This is a genomic window from Pedobacter sp. UC225_61 (assembly GCF_044452285.1).
In the GTDB taxonomy this organism is placed as follows: Bacteria; Bacteroidota; Bacteroidia; order Sphingobacteriales; family Sphingobacteriaceae; genus Pedobacter.
Window position 1 is genome coordinate 1803999 of the sequence record NZ_JBIOAL010000001.1, and the last position, 23974, is coordinate 1827972.

21 protein-coding genes are annotated in these 23974 nt (G+C 48.0%); 18 read left to right on the forward strand and 3 right to left on the reverse strand.

Annotated elements, in window-relative coordinates:
- The first annotated feature begins 4 nt into the window (after window positions 1-4).
- The 18 genes from ACHMWN_RS08500 (at window position 5) to ACHMWN_RS08585 (ending at window position 21181) form a co-directional block, all read left to right on the forward strand.
- Window positions 5-850, forward strand: coding sequence for a hypothetical protein (locus tag ACHMWN_RS08500; RefSeq protein ID WP_397299669.1), 846 nt, complete (start codon window positions 5-7; stop codon window positions 848-850).
- Between the two features lie 8 nt (window positions 851-858).
- Complete coding sequence (locus tag ACHMWN_RS08505) at window positions 859-2706, forward strand: FKBP-type peptidyl-prolyl cis-trans isomerase (RefSeq protein ID WP_397299672.1); 1848 nt, start codon at window positions 859-861, stop codon at window positions 2704-2706.
- A 1-nt stretch (window position 2707) separates the two neighbouring features.
- Window positions 2708-4210, forward strand: coding sequence for a S8 family serine peptidase (locus tag ACHMWN_RS08510; RefSeq protein ID WP_397299674.1), 1503 nt, complete (start codon window positions 2708-2710; stop codon window positions 4208-4210).
- A gap of 98 nt (window positions 4211-4308) precedes the next feature.
- A complete protein-coding gene (locus ACHMWN_RS08515; RefSeq protein ID WP_397299677.1) occupies window positions 4309-5646 on the forward strand; it encodes an aspartyl protease family protein in 1338 nt (445 codons plus the stop codon).
- 33 nt (window positions 5647-5679) lie between these two features.
- A complete protein-coding gene (locus ACHMWN_RS08520) occupies window positions 5680-7446 on the forward strand; it encodes an alpha-galactosidase (protein ID WP_397299679.1) in 1767 nt (588 codons plus the stop codon).
- Window positions 7447-7475: 29 nt separating this feature from the next.
- Window positions 7476-7889, forward strand: a complete 414-nt coding sequence (locus ACHMWN_RS08525; protein WP_397299681.1) for a hypothetical protein — start codon at window positions 7476-7478, stop codon at window positions 7887-7889.
- 8 nt (window positions 7890-7897) lie between these two features.
- Window positions 7898-9838 (forward strand): glycoside hydrolase family 97 protein, encoded by a 1941-nt coding sequence (locus tag ACHMWN_RS08530; RefSeq protein ID WP_397299684.1) that lies wholly within the window; start codon window positions 7898-7900, stop codon window positions 9836-9838.
- A 26-nt stretch (window positions 9839-9864) separates the two neighbouring features.
- On the forward strand, window positions 9865-12246 hold the full coding sequence (locus ACHMWN_RS08535) for an alpha-L-rhamnosidase N-terminal domain-containing protein (protein ID WP_397299687.1): 2382 nt from the start codon (window positions 9865-9867) through the stop codon (window positions 12244-12246).
- A 29-nt stretch (window positions 12247-12275) separates the two neighbouring features.
- Window positions 12276-13871, forward strand: coding sequence for a beta-N-acetylhexosaminidase (locus ACHMWN_RS08540; protein ID WP_397299689.1), 1596 nt, complete (start codon window positions 12276-12278; stop codon window positions 13869-13871).
- 23 nt (window positions 13872-13894) lie between these two features.
- A complete protein-coding gene (locus ACHMWN_RS08545) occupies window positions 13895-14344 on the forward strand; it encodes a protein-disulfide reductase DsbD domain-containing protein (protein ID WP_397299692.1) in 450 nt (149 codons plus the stop codon).
- A 136-nt stretch (window positions 14345-14480) separates the two neighbouring features.
- The gene (locus ACHMWN_RS08550; protein ID WP_397299695.1) at window positions 14481-14945 is read left to right on the forward strand and encodes a hypothetical protein; all 465 of its coding nucleotides are present in this window, start codon (window positions 14481-14483) and stop codon (window positions 14943-14945) included.
- A gap of 6 nt (window positions 14946-14951) precedes the next feature.
- A complete protein-coding gene (locus tag ACHMWN_RS08555; protein WP_397299698.1) occupies window positions 14952-15155 on the forward strand; it encodes a hypothetical protein in 204 nt (67 codons plus the stop codon).
- A gap of 155 nt (window positions 15156-15310) precedes the next feature.
- A complete protein-coding gene (locus ACHMWN_RS08560) occupies window positions 15311-16576 on the forward strand; it encodes an aminotransferase class I/II-fold pyridoxal phosphate-dependent enzyme (RefSeq protein ID WP_397299701.1) in 1266 nt (421 codons plus the stop codon).
- A 24-nt stretch (window positions 16577-16600) separates the two neighbouring features.
- Window positions 16601-17248 carry a TetR/AcrR family transcriptional regulator gene (locus ACHMWN_RS08565; RefSeq protein WP_397299704.1) on the forward strand — a complete coding sequence of 216 codons (648 nt, stop codon included), beginning with the start codon at window positions 16601-16603 and terminating at the stop codon, window positions 17246-17248.
- 36 nt (window positions 17249-17284) lie between these two features.
- Entirely contained in the window at window positions 17285-18493 is a 1209-nt protein-coding gene (locus ACHMWN_RS08570; protein WP_397299707.1) for a thioredoxin-like domain-containing protein, read from the forward strand.
- A 107-nt stretch (window positions 18494-18600) separates the two neighbouring features.
- Window positions 18601-19539, forward strand: a complete 939-nt coding sequence (locus tag ACHMWN_RS08575) for a nitrilase family protein (protein WP_397299710.1) — start codon at window positions 18601-18603, stop codon at window positions 19537-19539.
- Between the two features lie 132 nt (window positions 19540-19671).
- The gene (locus ACHMWN_RS08580) at window positions 19672-20244 is read left to right on the forward strand and encodes a GNAT family N-acetyltransferase (protein ID WP_397299713.1); all 573 of its coding nucleotides are present in this window, start codon (window positions 19672-19674) and stop codon (window positions 20242-20244) included.
- 4 nt (window positions 20245-20248) lie between these two features.
- On the forward strand, window positions 20249-21181 hold the full coding sequence (locus ACHMWN_RS08585; protein ID WP_397299715.1) for a response regulator transcription factor: 933 nt from the start codon (window positions 20249-20251) through the stop codon (window positions 21179-21181).
- Between the two features lie 189 nt (window positions 21182-21370).
- On the opposite strand, the gene ACHMWN_RS08590 is transcribed toward ACHMWN_RS08585, so the two are convergent.
- Genes ACHMWN_RS08590 through ACHMWN_RS08600 form a run of 3 tightly spaced genes read right to left on the reverse strand, consistent with a single transcriptional unit; the run spans window position 21371 to window position 23934 of the window.
- Complete coding sequence (locus ACHMWN_RS08590) at window positions 21371-21811, reverse strand: immunoglobulin-like domain-containing protein (protein WP_397299718.1); 441 nt, start codon at window positions 21809-21811, stop codon at window positions 21371-21373.
- Window positions 21812-21859: 48 nt separating this feature from the next.
- Window positions 21860-22564 (reverse strand): response regulator transcription factor, encoded by a 705-nt coding sequence (locus ACHMWN_RS08595; protein WP_397299721.1) that lies wholly within the window; start codon window positions 22562-22564, stop codon window positions 21860-21862.
- Window positions 22561-23934 carry a sensor histidine kinase gene (locus ACHMWN_RS08600; RefSeq protein ID WP_397299724.1) on the reverse strand — a complete coding sequence of 458 codons (1374 nt, stop codon included), beginning with the start codon at window positions 23932-23934 and terminating at the stop codon, window positions 22561-22563. Before ACHMWN_RS08600 ends, ACHMWN_RS08595 begins: the two co-directional genes overlap by 4 nt.
- Window positions 23935-23974 lie beyond the last annotated feature (40 nt).

Genomic DNA, 23974 nt, shown 5'->3' on the forward strand with positions numbered 1-23974 from the left:
ATTAATGAATATAAAATATTATATCATCGGCATTTTCATGTTGTGTGCGTTCAGCTCCTATGCCCAAACCGACACCGGTTCGATTGCCTACCAAAAGCCTCTTTTTGATTTTGATTATATCAAGCCTGTCTTTAAGCTTTCAGACGAGCAGGCCTTAAATAAAAGCCGTTTTCTCAGGTTTTCAGCATTATCTGGATATCGTCAAGGTGTGCAGCCTGTGCAAGGTTTCGCCAATTTTAGCAACGTCCAGGATAAGAAATCCGGTACGAGCCGGATATATATGCACAACCTATCCATCCAGGACATGCTTACACATGGCCAATACCAATCAAATAGGGTGGTGTTGGAAGTAAAGGACCCTTCGAGGTATGGCTATCTGCCAAAATACGGACCAAAAGAGGAATGGATGCGTAAAAATGCCTATTGTTTCGAGCTGTTATTACCGATTGGAACTATCAATGATGCAAGCCTTTTAGACAAAGAGCTTGCCCGCATTTTTAATGTTGAATTTGGAAGGAAAAGAATATTGGTGAATACGTTGGTCCTGGTCAGGACCTCAGATAAGGATAAGATCAAAAGTACGGGCAAAGGTGAAAGAAGTTATACCGAAGAGGGAAACTTCACCAACATCAATCCCATTAACGGAATAAGTTCACTGTTGTACAGGGCCGGACTTCCACCGATGGTCGATGAAACGAGCTACAAAGGGGAAGTAGACATAGAACTTAACATCTCAGATTGGAAAGACCTTGAATCGGTAAGGAAGGCTCTGCAAAGGTATGACCTGGATTTGAGGGAAGAAAAACGCATGTTTGAAATGTTCGTGATCCGCGAACTTGATTATAAATAAAAAAGAAAATGAACAGATTAATACTTGTGCTAACAGCGGCTATTTGCATAACGGCTGTAAGCTTACATGCACAGACAAATAGGGTTATTTTGGGAAATGGAGTACCTAACGTCAAGAATTTAAATGTAGGCGACCAAGTTCCCGATTTTCAGGTTGGTAGAATCTTCAATAGCCCAGCAAAGACGGCAAGGATTGCTGATTTTAAGAAACAGTTGCTGATCGTGGATTTCTGGTCCACTTGGTGCAAGGGCTGTGTGGAGGCACTTCCCGAAATGGATGCATTGCAGAAAAAATTTGGGAACAGGATTAAGGTGCTACCTGTTACCTATCAATCAGAGGATATCGTAACCAAATTCTGGAGGAGCAACCATTATACAAAATCGCTATCACTTTCTTCGGTAGTGGATGACAAGTTGTTTTCACAATACTTTACACATAGATCCATCCCTCATGAGGTATGGATCTATAAGGGAAAGGTAATTGCCATTACCCAGCCTGAATATGTAGATGCCAATAACATTGAGAAAGTATTAAACGGTGAACCGATCAATTGGCCAGTAAAGGATGATTTCTACGTCTTTGATCCGACCAGGGAACGATTGTTCCATCCCGATGCAGACCAGATAGATACAAGTACCACGTTTTTAAAATATGCAGCGATCAGTGGTTACAAGGAAGGGGTGAATAATGAACTAAATGGGATTGTGCGCGATCCTCTGAAAAAGACCATCAGGGCTTATGGCCTGAATAATTCTATTTACAATACCTATCTGCTGAACTGGAACAAGGTGGCCAATCTTGGTTCATTGGTAAAACCAGACATTGCTATCGGCCCCAACCAGGTTATTTGGGAAGTGACCGAAAGGTCCAGATATGAATTCAGCTCAGGTTTGGGCTACCGCGAAGACTGGCTGAGGAAGAACGGGATCTGTTTTGAATCGGTGAATACGGATACCGGACAGAATGACATAGGGGTTGCAAAGAGCATCATTTCCGATCTGGATGCCCTATTAGGTCTGAAGGTACGCTGGGAAAAACGTAAAGAGAAGGTTTTAATCCTGGTGCTTACTGGTGGCATGGATAGATTGAGGAGCCGGAAGGCCATAGGTTTCAATGATAAAACAAGGGAATGGATGGAAAAAAAGTATATACAGAAAGGCCATTTGCACCAGTTTCGGGATTTTCGGATTCCTATAGCGGAGGCAATGAACAAGGAAGAAATCAATCCATATGTCTTTGACGAAACTGGATATAAAGGCATGGTGGACATGGACCTTAACATCCCATCCTGGACAGATATTGCAGCCGTCCGAAAGGCAATTGCCCCTTATGGGCTAGAACTGAGAGAGGAAGAGCGGGAAGTGGACAAGTTTGTGTTCACCGAGGTAGACGGAGGATTATTGGTCGATGGGGAAGGTCAGGCAGCTGCCAGGGCCAAGAGAACTGTCCAAATAGGTATGAAAAATCCATCGCCGGAAGAGAATGCTGCCTTTCTGAAAGCCAATAAGAAAAAGCCAGGAGTGGTCTCACTGCCTTCCGGGTTGCAGTATAAGATACTAAAAAAGGGTACAGGCGCAAAGCCCGGAATTGATGACCGGGTTAGGGTGCATTTCACCGGAACATTGGTCAATGGAAAGATCTTTGAGAGTTCGCTGGAAATCGGCAGGCCCCTGACCACTGCGATCGGTGCGGTGATCAGAGGCTGGCAGGAGGCACTGCCATTGATGCCCGTTGGCTCCAAATGGATTTTGTACGTTCCTTCCGAACTGGCATACGGAAGCCATACCAATCAGGGCACGATCCCGCCGAACAGTGTATTAATTTTTGAGATCGAACTGCTTCAAATCGTAAAATAGGATGACAAAAAATAAGATAGAAAGGTGGCTTGATAAGATCGGGCTGGCCGTCGCATTTGTATTGCTTAGTTTACCGGTTGCGGCACAGTCGCCCAAGGCGCCGGCCAACTGGCAAAATCTGGACCTAAGGAAGGACAGTGTCTTTGGGATAGGTATGGAGAAGGCCAATGCGGAGCTGCTGAAAGGCAAAATACCAGTTCCGGTTACGGTTGCGGTGATCGATGGAGGAGTGGATACCGGTCATGAGGACCTGAAATCGGTGCTCTGGGTAAATATTGGCGAAAAGCCGGGTAACAAAAAGGATGACGACAAAAATGGATATGTGGATGACGTGAATGGCTGGAACTTTTTGGGATCTTCCAGGGGCAGTTTCATACATGACAACCTGGAGATGGTTCGCCTGCTGCGTGCTGCGATTGTCAAAGACCCAAACTCTGCCGAAACAAAGAAGTGGAAGGGCCAGATCGAGGCAAGGCTAAAACCATTGGACAGGGCGCTAGGGGAGATGGAGATCCAGCGGAATGCATTAAAGGACATTACCCTTACAATTGGCAAGCAATATCCAAGGGCTGAAGATTTTCGAAACTACAGGTACAGAACTGCCGCCGAGGCCCAGGTACTGGTCATGATGGTCAGGGGATTAAAAGATAATCCCAGCTTTATGCAGGAGTTCGAGGACAGGTACCAGCGGTACCGGGTCCAGAGGGATTTCATGTACAATATGGATTACGATCCCAGGGCTGGGAACAAAGAATTTCAGCACCCGTTTTATGGTAACGGGGATGTGAAGGGGCTGGAGCCCAGCCATGGTACCCATATCGCAGGTATCATCGCTGCGGACAGGAACAATGGGACAGGGATGAACGGAATTGCCGACAAGGCAAGGATCATGTCCATTACCGCCGTTCCGGACGGCGATGCGCTGGACAGGGATATGGCTGCTGCCATCCGCTATGCGGTGGATAATGGTGCCAGGGTGATTAACATCAGTTCGGGAAAGGAAGGGGAATCCCCGCAGAAACAATTGGTGGACGATGCTGTGAAATATGCAATGGAAAAGGATGTGCTGATCGTGACCGCTGCGGGCAATAGGGGGGAGGACTTGAAAGTCGAATCGGGGTATCCAAGCCGTAACTACCTGGATGGTGGCAAAGCGGCCAGCTGGATCAATGTTGGGGCATCGGGGCCAAGGGACGATGGGACGCTTCTGCCGTGGTTTTCCAACTATGGGGCAAAGGCGGTTGATGTTTTCGCCCCTGGGGTGGACATCTGGTCTACCTGGCCGGGCAATGCCTACCGCTATGAGAGCGGGACGAGCATGGCGGCTCCGGTGGTCTCGGGCCTTGCAGCGCTGATCTGGTCGTACTATCCGAAGCTTTCCGCTTTGCAGGTAAAAGAAATTATCATGAAATCAGTGGTGAAGCGGGATGTCCTGAAAGACAAATGTATTTCGGGCGGGGTGGTCAATGCCTATGCTGCATTGCAGCTGGCGGCCAGCTATTAAGTGTGCTGTTGAGCCTATTTGTGATAGACAGTATGGGAAGGTATAGGACAGTTGGGCAGCCGAAGAGGCGTATTTTAGTCGGTAATAACTCACACACAATGGACAAGAAGAAACAAATATTAACGGTGCTGCTCCTGCTTTTAGCAGTGCTCAGCGCATCGGCGCAGCTTGCGGTGATGCCCATGGAGACCAACGGCAGACATATCTTTATCGAGCTGACCAGTGGTTCTGGTGCACCGATGCGCTTTGTCTTCGATACGGGAGCGACCAATGCCTCGATCGATTCGGCCGTCGCGGTGAAGGCCGGTCTGGATATGTCCAGTTCGCAGGTGGTCTCCTCGGCTGGACACAACAGTACCCAGAACTACAGGATGCTGATCGGACAGGACTTTAAGGTTGTGGGCCTGGAGCTGAAGGGGATCAATCCGTTAGTTGATAACTTTTCGGCAATGAGTGCTAGCACGGGCATGAAGCTAGACGGGATCATCGGCTACGAGATCCTGGACAGGTACGTGACGGCGCTGGATTTTGGAAAGAAGAAAATGTCGTTCTATGGTTCTATTAAGGACGTTGATACGACAGGCTATACGGGTATTCCCTTTGAATTCAACAAGGGGGTACTGATCCCGCGTTTCCCGGTGACGATCAAATTGCTTTCCGGGGAGCGTTTTACCGGTAGGGTCATGTTCGATAGTGGCGGCTTTTTTAGCCTGCTGGTCAGTACGCCCTTCAATAAATTCCATGGCTTGAGCGAAAAGATCCCTGATAAGACGATCAAGCATAGCCGCGGGGTGAGTGCGGTCACCAATGAGGAGCGTGGGGTGATTGCCGGGATGAGCTTTAATGGGTTTGAGCTGGGGAAAATGGCCATCGATTTGACCATCAACGACAAGGCAGAGGCCAAGGATGGCTATCTGGGGATGATCGGAACGGAGATCATTGACAGGTTTGACCTGATCTTTGATTATGCGAACAAAAAAATATATATGAAGCCGAATGCGGCGTATGCTTCCAGTTTTGATATCGGTACGGTTGTAGGGCAGAAAGACCTGACCTTGGAAAGCAAAACCTTTCTGGAATCAAACAAAATGAAACCGGGCATAAAGGTGACACCATCAGGCCTGCAATACAAGGTGATAAGGACAGGTGAGGGGCCAATGCCCCTGGCTTCGGACAAGGTGAAGATCCATTACAGCATGGCCAGGACAGATGGTACTGCGATCTGGAAGCCTTTTGACATCGACCATCCATGGATCCATCACATCGACAAGGCCTTGCCCGGCATACAGGAGGCGCTGCTGATGATGCCTGTGGGCAGCAAATGGACGATCTATATGCCTGCCGAACTGGCCTTTGGTCCTGATGGCCATGAGGAGATCGCCAAAGGGACCGCTGTGGTCGCCCTGGTGGAGCTGGTAGCTATTGTTAAGGAGTGAGGATATGCCGATTGATATTTAAAGAGATTAAAGATGATTGAAAAGTTAAGGTTAAAATTATTGATTGCTTGGGCTGCACTACTTTTGGTTACACTGCCTGTAACTGCCCAGGAATTGACTACTTATGATAGCAACAGGCACCTTGCGACAAGTGAGGATTGGCTGGTTAGTCCGGTAAGCATAAAGGCACAGGCGCTGAAAAGTAGCAATGGCAAGGATCTGGTTTTGTACAATGGCCTACTCAAACGGACATTTAGGCTCAGGCCAAATATGGCCTGCGTGGATTTTATCAACCTTTCTACGGGAAAACAGCTGCTGCGCGCAGTCAGGGAAGAAGGCAGGATCGTGATCGATGGTAAAAGCTACAATATCGGTGGCCTGTACGGCCAGAAAGAGAAAGCTTATCTGCTTCCGCAGTGGCTGGACGGCCTTACCGCTGGTGCAACCGATTTTAAATATGTGTCCTATTCGGTTTCACCGATCAGGCCATTTATCAACTGGGACAGCAGCAGGTTCTGGTCTTCCCGGAAAACTGGGGGTACTGGCATTATGGTGTCCTTTCTTTATAAGCCAGGGGCTAGTGCCTTGGCGGGCCTTGAGGTTAGCGTAAACTATGAGCTTTTTGACGGGATGCCGCTAATGGTGAAATCGATTACTGTCGTAAATAAAGGCAATAGATCCTTTAAAATCGAGCGCGTGGTAAACGAGGTGCTAGGTATGGTGGAGGAAGAAAATTCCCGTGAGGGCGGACTGGACAAGCTCCGCAAACCTACTGGAATTTACTTTGAAACCAATTATGCCTTCAATAATGCGATGAACTATCCACAGAGCGACCAGACCACGCACTGGAAGGCCGATACGAGCTATTCTTCGCAGGTAAACGGGCGCAGGCAGACCCCGGTGCTGCTGGAGGCCTATCCGGAAAAGGCGCCGGGCATCTTGCTGGAGCCAGGTGAGGTTTTTTCCTCGGTGCGCACGCACGAGATGCTGACCGACAGCGAGGACCGGGAGCGAAGGGGCATGGCCATCCGCAGGCTCTATGGGGCGGTAGCGCCCTGGACGAGCGCCAATCCGATCTTCATGCACCTGGTGAGCCGGAGCGATGAACAGGTCTATACGGCCATCGACCAGTGCGCGGCGACGGGCTATGAGGCGGTAATCCTGAGTTTTGGTAGCCATTTGAACATGGAGAACATGGCCGAGGCAAACCTTTCGCGTTGGAAGGGTATTGCCGATTATGCGCATAAGAAAAATATCAGGATAGGGGGCTATTCGCTTTTCAGTTCGCGCAGCATCGGTCCACAGGACGATGTGATCGATCCGGTCTCTGGAAAGCCCAACGTGCACGCACAGTTTGAACACGCGCCCTGCTTTGGCAGTAACTGGGGGCTTGCGTACCGGGATAAGATCAAGTCGTTCTATGAAAAGACCGGCTTTGATATCTGGGAGAACGATGGCCCGTATCCGGGTGATGTTTGCGCGTCGACCACCCACCCTGGCCACAAGGGATTGGAGGATTCCCAGTGGCGGCAGATCGAGATACAAAAAGAACTTTATCGGTGGCTGAATGAGCGCGGGGTGTACATCAACAGTCCGGACTGGTATTTTCTGGACGGTACGCACAAGATCGCCATGGGATACAATGAATCAAACTTCAAGCTGTCACGCGAGCAGCAGAAAATCATCAACCGGCAGAACATCTATGACTGCTTTTGGGAGATGAACCCCTCGATGAGCTGGGGAATGGTACCGCTGACAGAATATGGCGGCGGGGAGCTGATGCTGTTTTGGAGCCATTGAAGGACCATTTGGTGGATTATGAGCAGCTGATGATGCAGTATTATGGCGCTGGGATACAGGCGTGTTATCGCGGCCCGAGGTTGTATGATACAGAAGAAACCAAAAATCTGGTGATCCGTGTAGTCTCTTGGTACAAGAAATACAGGGGTATACTGAATTCTGATATGGTGCATTTAAGGAGAGCCGATGGCAGGGACTGGGACGGGCTATTACATGTCAATCCTTCCTTAAAGGAGAAAGGGCTGATGATGCTGTATAATCCTACTAGTGAAATTATTACGCGAACGATCAAGGTGCCGCTATATTATACCGGACTTTCGGCTGTTGCTAAAGTTCGGGAAAAAGATGGGAAGGCCAAAAGCTTTAAGCTGAACAGGGATTATACGATTGATTTAACATTTACGATCCCTGCTGAAGGGTATACCTGGTTTGTAATAGAATGAGAAAAGGGATGATCATTGCACTGTTGATGTGCTTGTTGAATACCGTAGCTGCGACGGCTAAGGATTTTGTGCTGCGCTCTCCAGACGGAAAGATTAATGTGGCTATCTCTTGCGGGAAAAATCTAAGCTATGCTGTAAGCTATGGGGGAAAGGCCTATGTGTTGCCCTCCTTTGTGAGCATGACCTTGGCTGACGGCAGGGTTTTGGGGGAGAATTTGAAACTGGTGAAAAGCTCGGTTTCTGGGGTTGATAGGATGATCAATCCGCCGTACGGAATCGCTGCTAACTTGAAGGATAATTATAATGAACTGGTACTTGAATTCTCGGGCAACTACCGGGTAGCCTTTAGGGCCTATAACGAGTGTTTTGCCTACAGATTTATTACTGGTTTTACTGGAGAGATCAAGGTGACTGCTGAGAAGGCGGAGTTCAGGCTCGCTAGTGAGGACGAGGCCTATTTCCATACGGTGATGTCCGAAGCGGAATATAGAGTGCAAAAGGTTTCGCAGGTGCTTGCGCCAAACTATTCGAGTATGCCGCTGCTGGTCAGGTCAGCTGCTGGAATGAATATCTTGATCCATGAATCCGATGTATCGGGTTATCCGTGCATGAGCCTGAAAGTTGCTGGCAGGGACAATCTACTGCTTGGTGAGCATGCTGCTTATCCAAAAAAGGTAGTGCCGGGCGGGCATATGAACTTTAATCTGAAGGTTACTGAGACCGAGAATTATATCGCTAAAACAAGTGGAACCAGGTCATTCCCTTGGCGACTGGTGGTGTTTGCACCAAAGGACGCTGATATCCTTTCCAACCAATCGGTGTATTTGTTAGGGAAGGAATCGGTGATTGGGGATGCTTCTTGGATCCGACCAGGCAAGGTGGCCTGGGACTGGTGGAATGCGCTGAACCTTTCGGGGGTAGATTTCAAGACCGGATTTAATACAGAGACCTATAAGTACTTCATTGATTTTGCGGCTAAGAACAATATAGAATACGTGAACCTGGATGAGGGATGGAGCGATCAGTTCGATCTGATGAAGATCACTGACAAGTTGGATATGCCAGAGGTGATCCGCTATGCAAAGGAAAAAAAAGTGGGATTGATCTTGTGGTGTGTTTGGTATACGCTGGATCGCCAGATGATTGCTGCCATGGACCAGTTTGAAAAATGGGGCATCTCTGGGATCAAGGTGGATTTTATGGACCGCGATGACCAGGTGGTGGTAGAATTTCAGGAGCGCTTGCTTCGTGAGGCGGCTAAGCGAAAGATGCTTGTTAACTACCACGGCGCCTATCATCCCAATGGGATGGAGCGCACCTATCCTAATTACATCAATACCGAAGGGGTCAAGGGACTGGAATGGAACAAGTTTGATACTGCTGGCGTTGGCCCGGATCACGATGTGACCATTCCCTTTATCCGCATGTTTGCAGGTGCCATGGACTATACCCCGGGGGCGATGTCCAACTTCAACAAAACCGATTGGAAACAGATTTTTGATCGACCGATGAGCCAAGGCACACGCTGCCACCAATTGGCAATGTATACGGTGTATTATGCGCCTCTACAGATGCTAGCCGATGCACCGACGGCCTATGAAAAGGAGCCCGAGTTTTTGAAGTATCTCTCCGGTATACCTACTGTGTGGGACAAAACGGTAGCGCTAGATAGCAAGGTAGGTGAATACGTTTGCATTGCAAGGCGAAAGGGAACTGACTGGTTTATGGGGGCGATGACTGGTTGGAAGGAAAAGAGTTTGAAAGTGAAACTGGATTTTCTGAATCCAGCAAAAAGATATAAGGTGGAGATTTTTATGGACGGACCTAATGCCGCGAAAGTCGGAAACGATTATAAGCGTGTGTTGAAGGAGGTGAAATCTACTGATGAGATGGAGATCGTGATGGCTTCTGGCGGGGGATGGTCTGCCAGGTTTACGGTGATTGATTAAGCGTAGAAATTGATAAGAAATTTTAGATGAAAAAAACGGTTTGGTTACTGATGGTCTTCTTTTACACAAGTGCCGGAATGCTAATGGCGCAGCAGGCAGCCATTGCCCCTGCGCTACTTTCCGGACCGTGGAAAGCTTCGTGGATCAGTTGTCCGGGTGCCATGCAGCGGGAGTATGGGGTTTACCATTTTAGAAAATCGTTTTCGCTTTCCTCGATGCCTAGTTCCTTTGTGGTTAATGTGACCGCAGACAACCGTTACCGGCTTTTTGTCAATGGCAAGGCGGTGGTCTCGGGATCTGCCCATGGGGATCTGTTCAGCTGGTTTTTTGAGACCGTTGATATTGCTCCTTTTTTACAGTCTGGTGATAACGTGATTGCGGCAACAGTCTGGAATATGGGGGAACATATGCCTGCGGCGCAGGTTTCCAGCCAGACAGGTTTATTGCTGCAGGGCAATGGAAAGGTTGAAGAGGTGGTGAACACGGATTCAACTTGGAAGGTCACGCAGGATAATTCCTATTCAGCGGTTTCCCTTGACAATAGGGAGCGGCTTAAAGCCTATATGGTCGTTGGCCCGGGTGACAGGATAGATGGAAAGCATTACCCGTGGGGATGGGAACAAACTGGTTTTGATGATTCGCGCTGGAAAAATGCTAGGGAGCTTTCGGTGCCATATCCAATGGGCTATGGCACGGGGAACGCCTGGACACTGGTGCCAAGGAACATTCCATTGTTTTCTGAAAAGCGGGTTGATTTTTCAAGGATGTTTGCCAGTGACGGTTCTGATATCGAAAGCACGACCTTCCTTAGGGACAAATTGGCGATACATATCCAGCCCAATCAAAAAATTAAGGTGCTTTTTGATAACAAGGTGAACTGTGTGGCCTACCCAGAGCTCTTAATGAGTGGCGGCAAGGGAGCTTCGGTCAAAATTTCCTATGCCGAGGCGCTGGTGGATAGTCTGGGTGTGAAGGGAAACAGGAATGAGCTTTCGGGAAAGCACCTGATTGGGAATTACGATATTTTTTTACCTGACGGTGGGAGTAGGCGCCTGTTCCGCCCCTTGTGGCTCAGGGCATACCGCTTTGTGGAATTGGAGATTACAACTGCTGATGAACCTTTGGTATTAGAGGATTTTTACGGAATGGCTACCGGCTATCCGCTGGAACTGAATGCCTCCTTCTCTTGCAGTGATTCTTCATTGTCAGAGATATGGAAAGTGGGCTGGCGGACGGCACAGCTCTGTGCGGGGGACATGTACTATGATACCCCTTACTATGAGCAGCTGCAATATGTGGGAGACAGTCGGATTCAGGCATTGATCTCGCTGTATTGTTCGGGCGATGACAGATTGATGCGCAAGGCGCTGCTTGATTTTTACAGGTCGCGTACCCCGATCGGTCTGACCCAGAGCCGCTATCCGACCAACAGGCTACAGATCATTCCGACATTTTCTCTTTTTTGGGTGTCGATGGTACACGATTACTGGATGCATAGGCGGGATGATGAATTTGTCCGCCAGTTCCTGCCGGCCATCAATGAGGTTTTAATGTGGTACAAGGACCGCATAGATAAGAAGACGGGTATGCTGGGGCCGATGCAATGGTGGAACTTTATCGATTGGGACAATTTCAATGGCTGGGGAATAGCCCCTGGTGCCGAAGATGGCAATTCAGCAATTATCTCCTTGCAGGCTGCCTATACTTTTTCGCAAGGCTCTGAGCTTTTTTCAGCTTTTGGAAAAGCTGGAGAGGCAAAAGAATTTATTGGTATTTCTAATGGTTTGAAGAAGGCGACCTATGGGTTATGCTTTGATTCATCTCGAGGTCTGTTTGCAGATCTGCCAGGCAAAACTTCATATAGCCAACATGCTTCTATTTGGGGAGTGCTGAGCGGGACGGTTTCTGGCAGTGAAGCAAAGTGGGTGATGGAGCGGGTGCTTTCGGACAAATCCATCGGTCAGGCGACATTTTTTTATAGGTTCTACCTGTCCCAGGCTCTGAAAAAGGCGGGGATGGCAGATCTGTATTATGCGCAGCTGCAACCTTGGAGGAACATGCTTGCGCTGGGGCTGACTACGTTTTCGGAAAAACCGGAGCCGACACGTTCGGACTGCCACGCCTGGAGCGCAAGTCCCAACTATGATTTCCTTTCTACCATTTGTGGAATTATGCCAAGTTCTCCAGGTTTCAGGAGCGTTCGGATTGCTCCTGCATTGGGTGAACTGGATTGGGTGAAGGGCAGTATGCCCCATCCGGATGGAAAGGTTTCGATGGAGTTGAAGAAAGGTGTTGATGGTAAGGGTTTATCCGGTTTTGTGGAACTTCCCAAGGAACTTAAAGGTGAATTTTGGTGGAAGGGAAAGTCGATTCGGTTGACTGGAGGGAGACAGGAGATCAGGTTATGAAAATGATAAGATTATATATAGGGCTATCAATGTTTTTGGCAATGGTGAGTTTTAAGGGTTACGGCGTGGGCATTCTGCCCCAGCCTTTGTCGGTTAGTTATGGCAAGGGAAGTTTTTCTTTAGGGCAGCAGGTTGTGCTGTTATCTCCTGGCAGGCTTGCTAATGAGCGCAGGGCGCTGGAAGAAATGCTTTTGGGGGAATTTGGGCTAGTGCTGGGCAAACCTGCTGTCCGAAACGGGATTATCGTGCTGAGCTTTGAGCGCAGGCTACAGGCGGAACTTGGACTGGAGGGTTATCAGATCGTAGTGGCAGGGGATTCGGTAGTGATCAGTAGCGCCGGAAGTGCAGGGATATTCTACGGGATACAGAGCCTTCGCCAGCTGATCAAAAAAAATAGTGATGGAGGTTTGACTGTTCCACAGGTAACCATTAAGGATCGCCCAAGGTTTGCTAAGCGGATTTTTATGCTGGACGAGGGAAGGCATTTTAAGGGAATGCAAGTGGTCAAGTCGGTACTGGATGAGATGGCGGTGCTAAAGATGAACACTTTTCACTGGCATCTCACCGAGGACCAGGGATGGCGGATCCAGATCAAGAAATACCCGCTATTGACCTCGGTCGGTGGCTTTAGGGATTCTACCGAGAGCAGCGGCTGGGGAGCAAAGGTGAAGACTTTTAAACGTGAGCGCCATGGCGGATTTTATAAGCAGGAGGAGATTCGGGAGATAGTTGCCTATGCGGCTGCGCGGCACATCGAGATCATCCCCGAGATTGATATGCCGGGGCATAGCACTGCGGCGATTGCAGCCTATCCTTGGCTTTCTGCCTCGGGGCAGCAAATCCCGGTGGCTGCAAACTGGGGAGTATTGCCCAACGCCTACAACGTGGCAGATCCAAAGGTAATGGGATTTTTAAAGGATGTGCTTTCAGAGGTAATGGATCTTTTTCCCTCGAAGATTATCCATATCGGTGGGGATGAGGTGGACTATAGCTCTTGGAAAAATTCTGCTATGGTAACGGGTTTTATGAGTGATAAAAAACTTTCCTCGCCAGCTGAATTGCAGATGTGGTTTACTGGTGAAATCGCTGGGTTTCTTTCCGCTCGTGGAAGGACACAGATGGGCTGGAATGATATCATGGGAAAAAAGCTGCTGGATCATTTCAATACGGATTCTGCGGATTATAAGGTAGGGTTGAAACTAGCGCCAGAGGCGATTGTACATTTCTGGCTTGGGGATAAGACGATGATGGTTGATGCCATTCGAGGCGGGCATCAGGTGGTCAATGCCTTTCATAAGAATACCTATTTCAATTACGGTTATGACCAGATCAGTCTGGCCCAGGCCTATGGCTTTGAGCCGGTACCTGCTGGACTGTCATCAGCTGAATCGTCCCTTGTTCTGGGTGTAAGCTGCCAGCTGTGGTCGGAATATGTGTCAGATGTGGAGACGATGAATTATCAGCTTTTTCCAAGGCTTGCTGCAAATGCCGAAGTGGGATGGACAGCGGCTGGGAACAAAGATTATAGCTCCTTTACTTCAAGATTGAATTATTTCCTTTCTCGCTGGAAGGACAAGGGGATTATATATAGTCCCGTTGATAACATGAATGAACAGAAGAAATAAAACTAAAACATAAAATCAGAACCATGAAAAAATTAATCTTAATGGCCATCATCTTGATGGTGGGAATGGCGCAAGTGAAGGCGCAGATCGAAAGTCCGGTAAAGTGGAGCTATCTAGCCAAAAAAGGAGCGGGTGGAATGGCTACGCTATACATCAAGGCAACCATTGAATCGCCCTGGCATATCTATTCGGTGAACCAGAAGCCTGGGGGACCGGAAAAGACAGCTTTCACTTTTACAAAGTCTACCGGGTTTGCCTTGGTGGGCAAGGTGAGCGAGCCAAAACCGGTCACCAAGTTCGAGGAGGTGTTCGGGATCAACGTGAGTTATTTTGAGAACTCTGTGATCTTTTCCCAAAAGATAAAATTGAAGGCAAAACAGACGGTGGTCAAGGGCAAAGTGAGTTTTATGGCCTGCAACGAGAAGTCGTGTCTGCCAGGGGATGAGGTGGCTTTTAGTATTCCGGTGAAATAAGAGATTTCGTGAGGGTTTTACCCAAGCGGATAATTTAGGATAAATAGTTAATCGATAAGTAAGTGCCGGGGTGGATGTCCCGGCTTACTTTGGTTTTTCGTGCGGCTATATCTATAAAGTTTTAAAACTATAACATATGATCGTGATGACTTTGAAAAGGTTTCAATTAGTAATGCTATTGTGCGTGACACTGCTGGTCTCGTGCCTGCAAAGAGACAAGAAAGTGGTAGTCACCAAAAAAGATACGACCTACCTCGCTATGGATACAAAGCCATATATGATTCTTGGTCAGATCCCCGATAGTCTTGAAAGCGCTGAACAAGTGGCGCATGTCAAAAAATTGTATGGGGTTTTGGTAAAGTATACCACTGTCGAGCACGAGGAGATACAATTTAAGCTTGATAAAAAGTCCTTCGTAAATATGGGTTTATCCAAGTCCGATTATGATCGAGTGGTCAACGGGCTCAGGGAAAGCAATACCTGGATCGGGGCAAACCAGATTGGTGATGTCGATAAGATGATCGAAAAATGGAAAACTGAAATAAACATTGACCTCCAGCAAATTGAACAGGAAAGTAAAAAAGGTGAACTTAAACGATAATCGATGATGAAAAAATATACACAAAAGAATTTTAGCATGCTAGTGATCGCCTGTATCATTGGTGTGCTGTATGCTACCTATCTGATGTATGACCGTAGCGGCGGTCTGGGTGATACTGAACTGATTACCATTGGTTTTTTGATTGGGTTGGTACTGCTGATACTATGGGTGGTCAGGCGTTTTATGATGGATAGGGCCGGTAGAAGGTAATCTAGGGTTTGCCTTCGGGTTACTGATTAATGGTCTGGGTTATTATGGGCTTTTGGGCTAGAATGGGCGATTTTGTTTTTTTTTGAGAAAACCCCATTTAATTCACCACCATGGAAAGCTGCCTGTAATAATTTAGTGACCTAAATATTTACATCATGAACATCAATTTTGAAACGGCCTCTTTCAAGGATTTTGAAAATCCTGAGGGCCTTGATGCCTACCAAAGGTCGGCATTGTTTAACGAGTACCTGGATTTCCTTGAGCGGAAGGGACATCTGAACTACCGCTTGGAAGGACTGACGGGCTGCGGCCCGATGGTGGATCTGGACATACCCGGTTTTGGCGGAAAGCGGAGCTATGTCGGTCTGGTATCCAACGATTACCTTGGCTTTACCCAGCATCCTCTGGTGAAAAAAGCGGCCATTTATGGAGTTAATTATTATGGCACCGGGGCAGGTGCCTCGCCCGCGATTGGCGGGCACTTCAGTTTCCATCAGGAACTGGAAAACAAGATCACTGCTTTTTTCAGAAGAGATTCGGCGATGATCTATACCACCGGCTATACGGCCAACAGTTCCTCGCTGCTTTCCATGCTCCAGGACAATGATCTTGCGATTCTGGATATGGCGGTCCATGCGAGCGTCTATGAAGGGGTACGCGGCAAGAACTTCAAGACATTCCCGCATAACAATCTGGAACAGCTGGAAAGGATTTTAAAACTTTCCAAGGATCAATATAAGACCAGAATCGTGATCGTTGATGGCGTTTATTCGCAGGACGGCGATTTGGCACCATTGGATGAGTTGGTAGATCTGGTACATAAATATGAAGGCTACGTGATGGTCGATGATGCACACGGTACTGGGGTGATCGGAAAGACCGGCCGCGGGGTGATCGAGCTGTATGACCTGTTTGACAAGGTGGATATCATCACAGGGACTTTCTCTAAGACCTTTGCCCATGTGGGCGGATACATTATTGCCTCGCCCGAGATGATCAGGTTCCTGAAGTTCCAGAGTAGGCAGCATTTGTTTTCTGCGACTAGTTCGCCTGCTGCAATGTCGATCATCAAGGCGATCGAGCTGGTGGATGAGCAGCCCGAGTGGATGGATCTATTGTGGGAGAACGTGAATTATTTTACCTCTGGACTTCGCGGTTTGGGACTTGATATCGGTACGACCAGATCTGCGATCGTTCCGGTGAAGATACGTGATGCGGCAAAAACGGGAGAGGCCAGTACGATGCTGCTGAAGGCGGGCGTTTATGCAAATCCGATCATTTATCCTGCGGTTTCCAAAAAGGATACGCGCATTCGCATGAGCCTGATGGCAACCCACACCAGGGAACAACTGGACGTGGTGCTGAATGCCTTTGAGCACATTAAACAAAAACTGCAGATCGGGTCATTGACCGAGGTGTAGTAAAAGAGCTAATCAACAATCCCTATGAACAGGCAGACAGGCCCCTATAAGTCACGCGATCCGGAGATCACCAAGCAGCTGCTGGTTGATACCGTGGGTGAGATCTTGACCGAGCAGGGATTTCAGGGGCTTGGGGTGAACAAGGTGGGCTACCGTGCAGGGGTGAACAAGAAACTGATCTACTGGTATTTTGACAGCTATAACAATCTGCTGAAGAAATATATCTGGGGACGGGATTTCTGGAAGCCGGTATTTGATAAGTTCCGCTTGAGGAAACAGCCAAAGGCCGAAGAGATGGGCGGCTATATCAGTGATATCTTTCAGGAGCAGTTCAAGTGCTTTTTTGGAAACCAGGAACTGCAGAACATGATCCTCTGGCAGATATCTGAGGCCAATCCCTTGCTTCGGGAGATTTCCGAGGAAAGGGAGAAACAGGCTGAGCCGATTGCTAACTTGACCGACCCACATTTTGAAGGTTCGGATATCAATTTCAGGGCGGTGCTGGCGCTTGTACTCGGCGGGATCTATTATGTGGTCTGCCACGCCAAGAACAACCGGAGCAAGGTCTGCGGAATTGATATCAATAACGAGCGGGATAGGGTTGCCTTTGAAAAGGCTATACGGCAGGTGATCGAGGCGGTCTGGGAAAAGGCTGGGAAACCTAAATCTTAGTTCAGGGGATACAATTAGAAATCTAAACAGAAATACATGAATTATAAGACATCAACAAAAAAATATAGAGCTATATATTTTCGAATAAAAGTAATGATAACCTTAATGGTTGTCATTACTCTAATTTTTCCAGCTTTCCTAGCTAATGCTCAAGGATATATTCCTTTCAGGCTTCAGGGAAAAGTACCCCTAGGCTACGAAGGACATACCATCTACCTCAGGCTAAATGATTATTATTCATCAAACCAGTTTAGCAAGTTAGATTCATTTAAGATTACGAAAAGCAACTTTGAGTTCGCTGGTGTACTTGGTAAGCCAGCTGAATTGGCCGATTTATTTATTACGGGCAAAAAGGGACGGATTAAATTCTTCAAGCAACTGATTGTCGATTCTGGTCTACGAGAATTCAAAATTAAGTCGATCGATACAAATTATCACTTTCGCTCAACATGGTGTATGAAGGACGCGAGTGAAGTAACTTATGAATCTCCAACGACAGCATTATTGGATTCTCAATTCAGATTAACCGCTGAGTTTTATTGTAAGTTTGCCTTTAGACAGCCAGGTGTGACTGAACCAAGTTTGGATTCAAAAAAGCAAGATGAACTTGATTTGTTAAAAATCGCGCTCATTAAAAATAACCCAAATAATTATTTCAGCCTAATCTTTCTTCGCCAACAGCTTAATTCATCAGTTATGGCGGACAATGAGTTGTTACAAATCTTCAGTTCATTTTCGGAGGCATTACAAGCGGGCAAGTTGGGAAAAGAGATTAAAAGTTTGTTGGAGGTTCGAATTAAAGCTGAAAATGCCACTTTAATTGGAAAAACTGTTCCAGAGTTTACTATACATACGCCGTCAGGTAAAACATTTAGAAATTCGTCACTAAAAGGTGAACCATATCTAATGGTATTCTCCGCAACTTGGTGCGGGCCGTGTCAGAAAGAATTACCATTTCTAAAGGAAATATACACGAAATACAACCCTAAGGGCTTAAAAGTTATATATTTTAATCTTGATGACAACCTTAGTTTATGGAAATCTCATATTAAAAAAAATAACCTGACTTGGATAAATGTTTCAGAAGGCACGAAATTCCGAGATAGCAAGATTGCAAACCAATTTCATGTCTATTCTATTCCTACCTGTTTTTTAATAGATAAATCTGGAAAAATCGTCTATAATGCTGATCAAATGGACAGAACTTTAGTTAATTTGGAAAAATACATTATTGCAGTCCTGTAAGGTTACTAAAATCTGTGGATAGTTTTTATTTATTTCGAGACAATTTTTCAAGGATGGTTCATCAACTTTTTTCACCTTCTATTCAATACGGATGTAATAGTTAAAAAATGGAAGAAATTAAAATTGCGACAGCTCAATTTGAGCACAGGAGCGCAGATAAAGCATATAATTTGTCAATCATCAAATCGTTGGCAAAAACAGCGTCAGATCAGGGTGCGAACGTCATTGCATTCCACGAATGCAGTGCAACCGGATATACTTTTGCAAGGAAACTTTCCAAACTGGAAATGCTGGAACTGGCAGAATTCATCCCTGGGGGAGAAACCGTTAAACAGTTGCAGCTGATGGCAAAGGAACTGGATATTGTTCTACTGGTTGGCTTGTTTGAAAAAGACGAAAACGACAATCTTTATAAAGCCTATGTATGTGTCGATCAAAATGGGCTGGTTGCCAAGCACAGAAAACTCCATCCATTTATCAATCCCCACTTGACCCCAGGAAATTCCTATACTGTTTTTGATCTCCTTGGCTGGAAATGTGGGATATTGATCTGCTACGACAACAATATAATTGAAAATGTCAGGGCAACCGCACTTTTGGGGGCTGATATCTTGTTTATGCCACACGTGACCATGTGCACGCCTTCTCCAAGGCCTGGTGCAGGTTTTGTTGATGCAGGGCTTTGGGCTGACAAGAAGACCAATGCCGTTTTACTCCGCGGGGAGTTCGATGGTCTGAAGGGCCGGGAGTGGCTCATGAAATGGCTGCCGGCAAGGGCCTATAACAATGGGATCTTCGTTGTGTTTTCCAATCCAATTGGAATGGATGATGATCAGTTGAAAAATGGGTGTTCAATGATATTGGATCCATTTGGAGAGATCTTGGCCGAATGTAGGAGCCTAGGTGATGAAATCGCAATGGCGGTACTTCAGCCGGAAAAGCTGACCCAGTCGGGAGGATATCGTTACCGGAAGGCAAGGCGTCCAGCTTTTATGGCAAGATCATCGGTGCCATTCATCAAAGCGAGCAGCACGTTGCATGGCTAAGTCCAACGGAAGGCAAATAAAAGCCGGTCCCATTAACTAATTGAATAGATATTAACTGCTTACCGCTATTGAAGTTGGCCTAGGACTTATTCGGCCAGCTATACCTATTTGGTAAGCACTAATTAATCCCTTATGATTGATGCAAAAACTGCGGATAAAGACCTTGTGGTTGATATCCTTTTAAATACATTCGCTGAAAACAAGAGCGTGAATTATATTGCCCCTACTACCTTTGGGGACAGGCGTAAGCGGGCGCTGATGGAGTATGCCTTTGATTTGTGCATGCTCTTTGGCAAGGTGCGGCTTTCTGATGACCGCAGGGGCTGTGCACTTTTGGTTTATCCCGACTGGAAAAGAACTTCCTGGAGAAGCTTTTGGCTGGATCTGAAACTTGCTTTTGGGCTGGGTTTGTTTTATGCCATTCGTGCAATGCGCAGGGAATCCAAGGTTGCTGCCCGTCAGTTTTCAGGTAAGAACGTAGCCTACCTCTGGTTCATTGGCGTGGAGCAAGGGTTCCAGAACCAGGGCGTTGGAAGTAAACTGCTGAGCGAGGTGATCTTGATGTGCGGGCGGGAAAGGCGGATGGTTTGCCTGGAGACTTCCACGCTGGAGAATTTGCCGTGGTACGGGAACTTTGGGTTCAGGTTGTATGCCAAGCTGGATCTGGGCTATGAGCTGTTTTTCCTGAGGCGAGAACTGGACTAGGGTCATGCTTGTCTTTGGTACGCAGATGCACGTGGTAACGTTCGTCTTTTTGGTGCTGGAAGTATTTTTGCTTTTTTACCAGATCGGACACTACTGGGTGTATCGACAGGATAGAACGAGGTTCTATTACCTGATCCTGCTTGCGCTCTTGATTTTTTACAATCTCTGTGGTGGGCTTTTTCCCGACCCGAAGATTGGGGTTTCAATTGCCGTTCAGAATATGCTGGCCTATGGGAGCGGGTTTTTGATGGCTTCTTATTTCCCTTATTTCTTTTACCGCGGGTTCCATTTGTATAAACTGAGGTTTCACGCCCTCTATGGGGTGCCACTATTTCTGCTGATGCCCTATGTGGTATTTTTTGTGGTGTTTTATTGGGTGAGCAGGAATCTGGAACTTGCGATCCGCTACGGGATGATCATCCCTTTTGTGTATTCCATCGTAATTGCCATGGCCATGTTGAATGCGATCCGTGTTGGTTTTGACAGGGATCGAAATGACGGGCGGCAGATATCCCGGATGGAGATGGTCGGGGTCTACTGCGCGGTTCTGCCCTGGGTCTCGATGACCGCTTTTTCCTATTTCCACGTCAGCCAGTGGGTGGAGGTGTTCTGCACCAACCTCGGGTTTGTGCTGATCACGGTCATTTTTATTGTCCGATCGATCCGTAGGACAAGGATACGTTTGCAGCAGTTGCGAGAGCAGGCGCTTGTGCCTTCCCAAGAGGTGTTCGAGGAAAATCTGTTGAAGTATGGATTTACCGCAAGGGAAATGGAGATCATTCGGCTGATCAGGCAGGGAAAAAGCTATCAGGATATGGCCGATATGCTTTTTATTGCCCAGACGACGGTTGCCCGTCATGTGCAGAATATCCACGGTAAGGCGGAGGTGAAAAGCAGGTTGGGATTGATGCGGAAGCTGGAGGTGAGGGATATCTAAAGGGGGCTGAGAGTGCGTCTAGCTGTCTTTCGGGGAAAAGATGGGTTTCCAGAAAGTACGAGCTTAATCTTAATGGATATAAGGCACGCTGGGCTGAATGGCGCATGTTTTTTTCAAGTCCTTTCCAGGTTCACCGCTAAAGTGATTGGCAAAGTTAATTTCACTGCATGGCAAAGTCTGCCGTTAGCTTCAACTTCCTTCCCCTGGTATAAATTGGACGAGCTTACAGATCCGGTATCGTCCTGGGGGGTAGTGAAAGGTCCCCAGGCGAAGGTTGATGGGCAGCTGTTTTGCCTGTCCTGGTGGAATGATATAGCCGATGTCGTTAAACGACATGCTGTCAAGGTTGTTGAGCGGTTTCCATTTTTTTGCGTTGAAGGATTCTATCCAAAAGCGGTCGCCGAGTTTGATCGAATCGGTGCTGCGGTTTGTTAGGGTCAGCATTGCCTTGCCGCTGGAGAAAATCCTGATCGGGTTGGGTTCAATGGTCATGGACACCTTGTCGCCTGAAGTAGCGGAAGGGTGGTCATTTGCCTTTTTATCGGCTTTTTGCGGACCTGGATTTGGGCTGCAGGCGGCAATGGTCAACAGCAAACAGAAGAGCTTTGGTAGGAGGTATTTTCTTGTCATGTTATTTTGAAATCAAGGTTAAGGAAAGGGGAGTGGGGCCTGTTGGTTTTATTGTTTCGTAGTATCAGCGCAGGTGAACCTGAAACCAATGCCCCTGATGCTCTCAATGGAAATGGTGGGGTCGGCTGAAAGGTGCTTGCGCAGCCGGGTGATGAACACGTCCATGCTGCGCCCGCTGAAAAAATCATCCTGTTGCCAAAGGTGGTCCAGGATGGTCTTGCGCCTGATCACCGTGCCCCGGTTCAGGTAAAGGTAGTGGAGCAGGGCCGCCTCCTTTTCAGTGAGCGTATACGCATTTGAGGGAGAGCAGAGCTGCAGGTTGTCCGGGTCAAAGGTAAAAAGGCCGATGGCTAGCTGCTGCTTTGGTATGCTAGTGGCTGGGGCAGGGAAGCTTCGCCTGAGGATGTTGTAGATGCGCTGGATCAGCTCGTCGGCATCAAAGGGCTTGGTCATGTAGTCATCTGCCCCCAGTTTCAGTCCCCTGAGCACGTCCTGTTTTGCCCCACGCGCGGTGAGGAAAAGGAAGGGAAGCTCGGGATGGCTTTGAACGAGCTTTTCGGCCAGTGTAAACCCGTCCTCTTGGGGCATCATCAGGTCGATGACCGCAATTTCATAGCTCGCCTTGGCCAGTTCAACCCTTGCCTCTAGGCCATTGAAGGCCTGCACGGCAACAAACCCGTTCATCTGTAGGTACTGGCCGAGCAGGCCGCCCAGGTCCCTATCATCTTCTACGATCAGCACGCGGATACTCATAGCGGCAGGGTTAGGGTGAAGGTGCAACCATCTGGATCGTTAGTGGCCAGCTCGAGCGAGGCGTTGATCTGCCAGGCGGCTGCCTTGGCCATGAACAGTCCCAGGCCCAGTCCCTTTACGCTGTGGCGGTCATGTTCGGGCACCCTGTAGAACTTCTCAAAGATCAGCTTGTGGTATTTGCGCGCTATCCCCGGGCCTTGGTCGGTGACCTGGATCTGATAGTGCGTGCCGAGGGCAAGTGATCTGATCAGGATCGGGCTGCCCTTTGGGCTGTACTTGGCCGCGTTATCGACCAGGATGTTCATGATGCGCATCAGCGCCAGGGGATTGGACTGCACGGAATTATTGGTCGGACCAATTTCAAGCTGCACGTGGTGATCGGGAACGGCAATGTCGCGGGCATATTCCAGAAGAAACCCGGGCATATCGACGCTTTCCAGTTGCAGCACCGGATCGCTGCTGGTGCTTTCCAGCACATGGTCTACCAGGCGCTGGATCTTGAGGTACTGGCGGTCCATGGAACCGATCAGTTCTTCCATGAGCATGGGCTGGGCATTGATGTCTATCTTTTTCATGCTCTTGAGGATCACGCTGACCGAGCTGAGCGGGGTCTTGAGCTCATGGGTGACGTTGTTGGCGAAATCGGTCTTCATCGCTGCCAGTTTCTTCTGGCTGATCAGCGAATGGAAGATAAGATAGAACAGGATAATGATCGCAGCGATCAGGACAGTTGCAAGGATCAGTATGGCTGCCATTTCCCTGTAGATGCCAAGCTGCCAATCTGAGACCCAGAAGTAGTTGGACTGCCTGACCACGATCCGCAGGTCAATCTCCCGGCCGGGTACCTTCTCATCTGAAATGGTCCTGTTGGTGACCCAGGTATTTCGGTTGAGCAGTAGCTTTTCACTGGACACGGCCGGTGGCCCGATAACGGTAAAGGGAGCCTCGGTTGCCCGAAGCAGGGTGTCGGCGCGCCCCAGGACCTCCACGGTCAGCTCATCATATACCGATTGGTACTGGAGGCCAACGGTGTGGAACCTTTCCTCCGATAGCTGCCTTAACCAGTTGCGGTAGGTCTCCGCCTGTTTTGCGTTGAGCGAGGTCAGTTCTTTAAAGATGCCTTCTTTGGTCAGTTCCCCTTTCATGTAGCTGGTGACTGCGTTTTTGAGGTTTTCCTGCATCTGGTCCTCAAGGGCAGCCATGGCTGGCAATTGGGCAAGTGTATCGATCTTTTGCTTCAGGGTTCGGTTAAATCCGCTTTTGTGCAGCTGATAGGTGTTGCGTATCAGGTAGACCTGGATGAAGATCAATGCGGCAAGGGTGATGATACTTGCAGCAGCCAGCAGCTGGATTCGACGGTTTTGATGCATTACAGGTAAAGGTAAGCATCTGCCGCGGGTTATCGGCAGT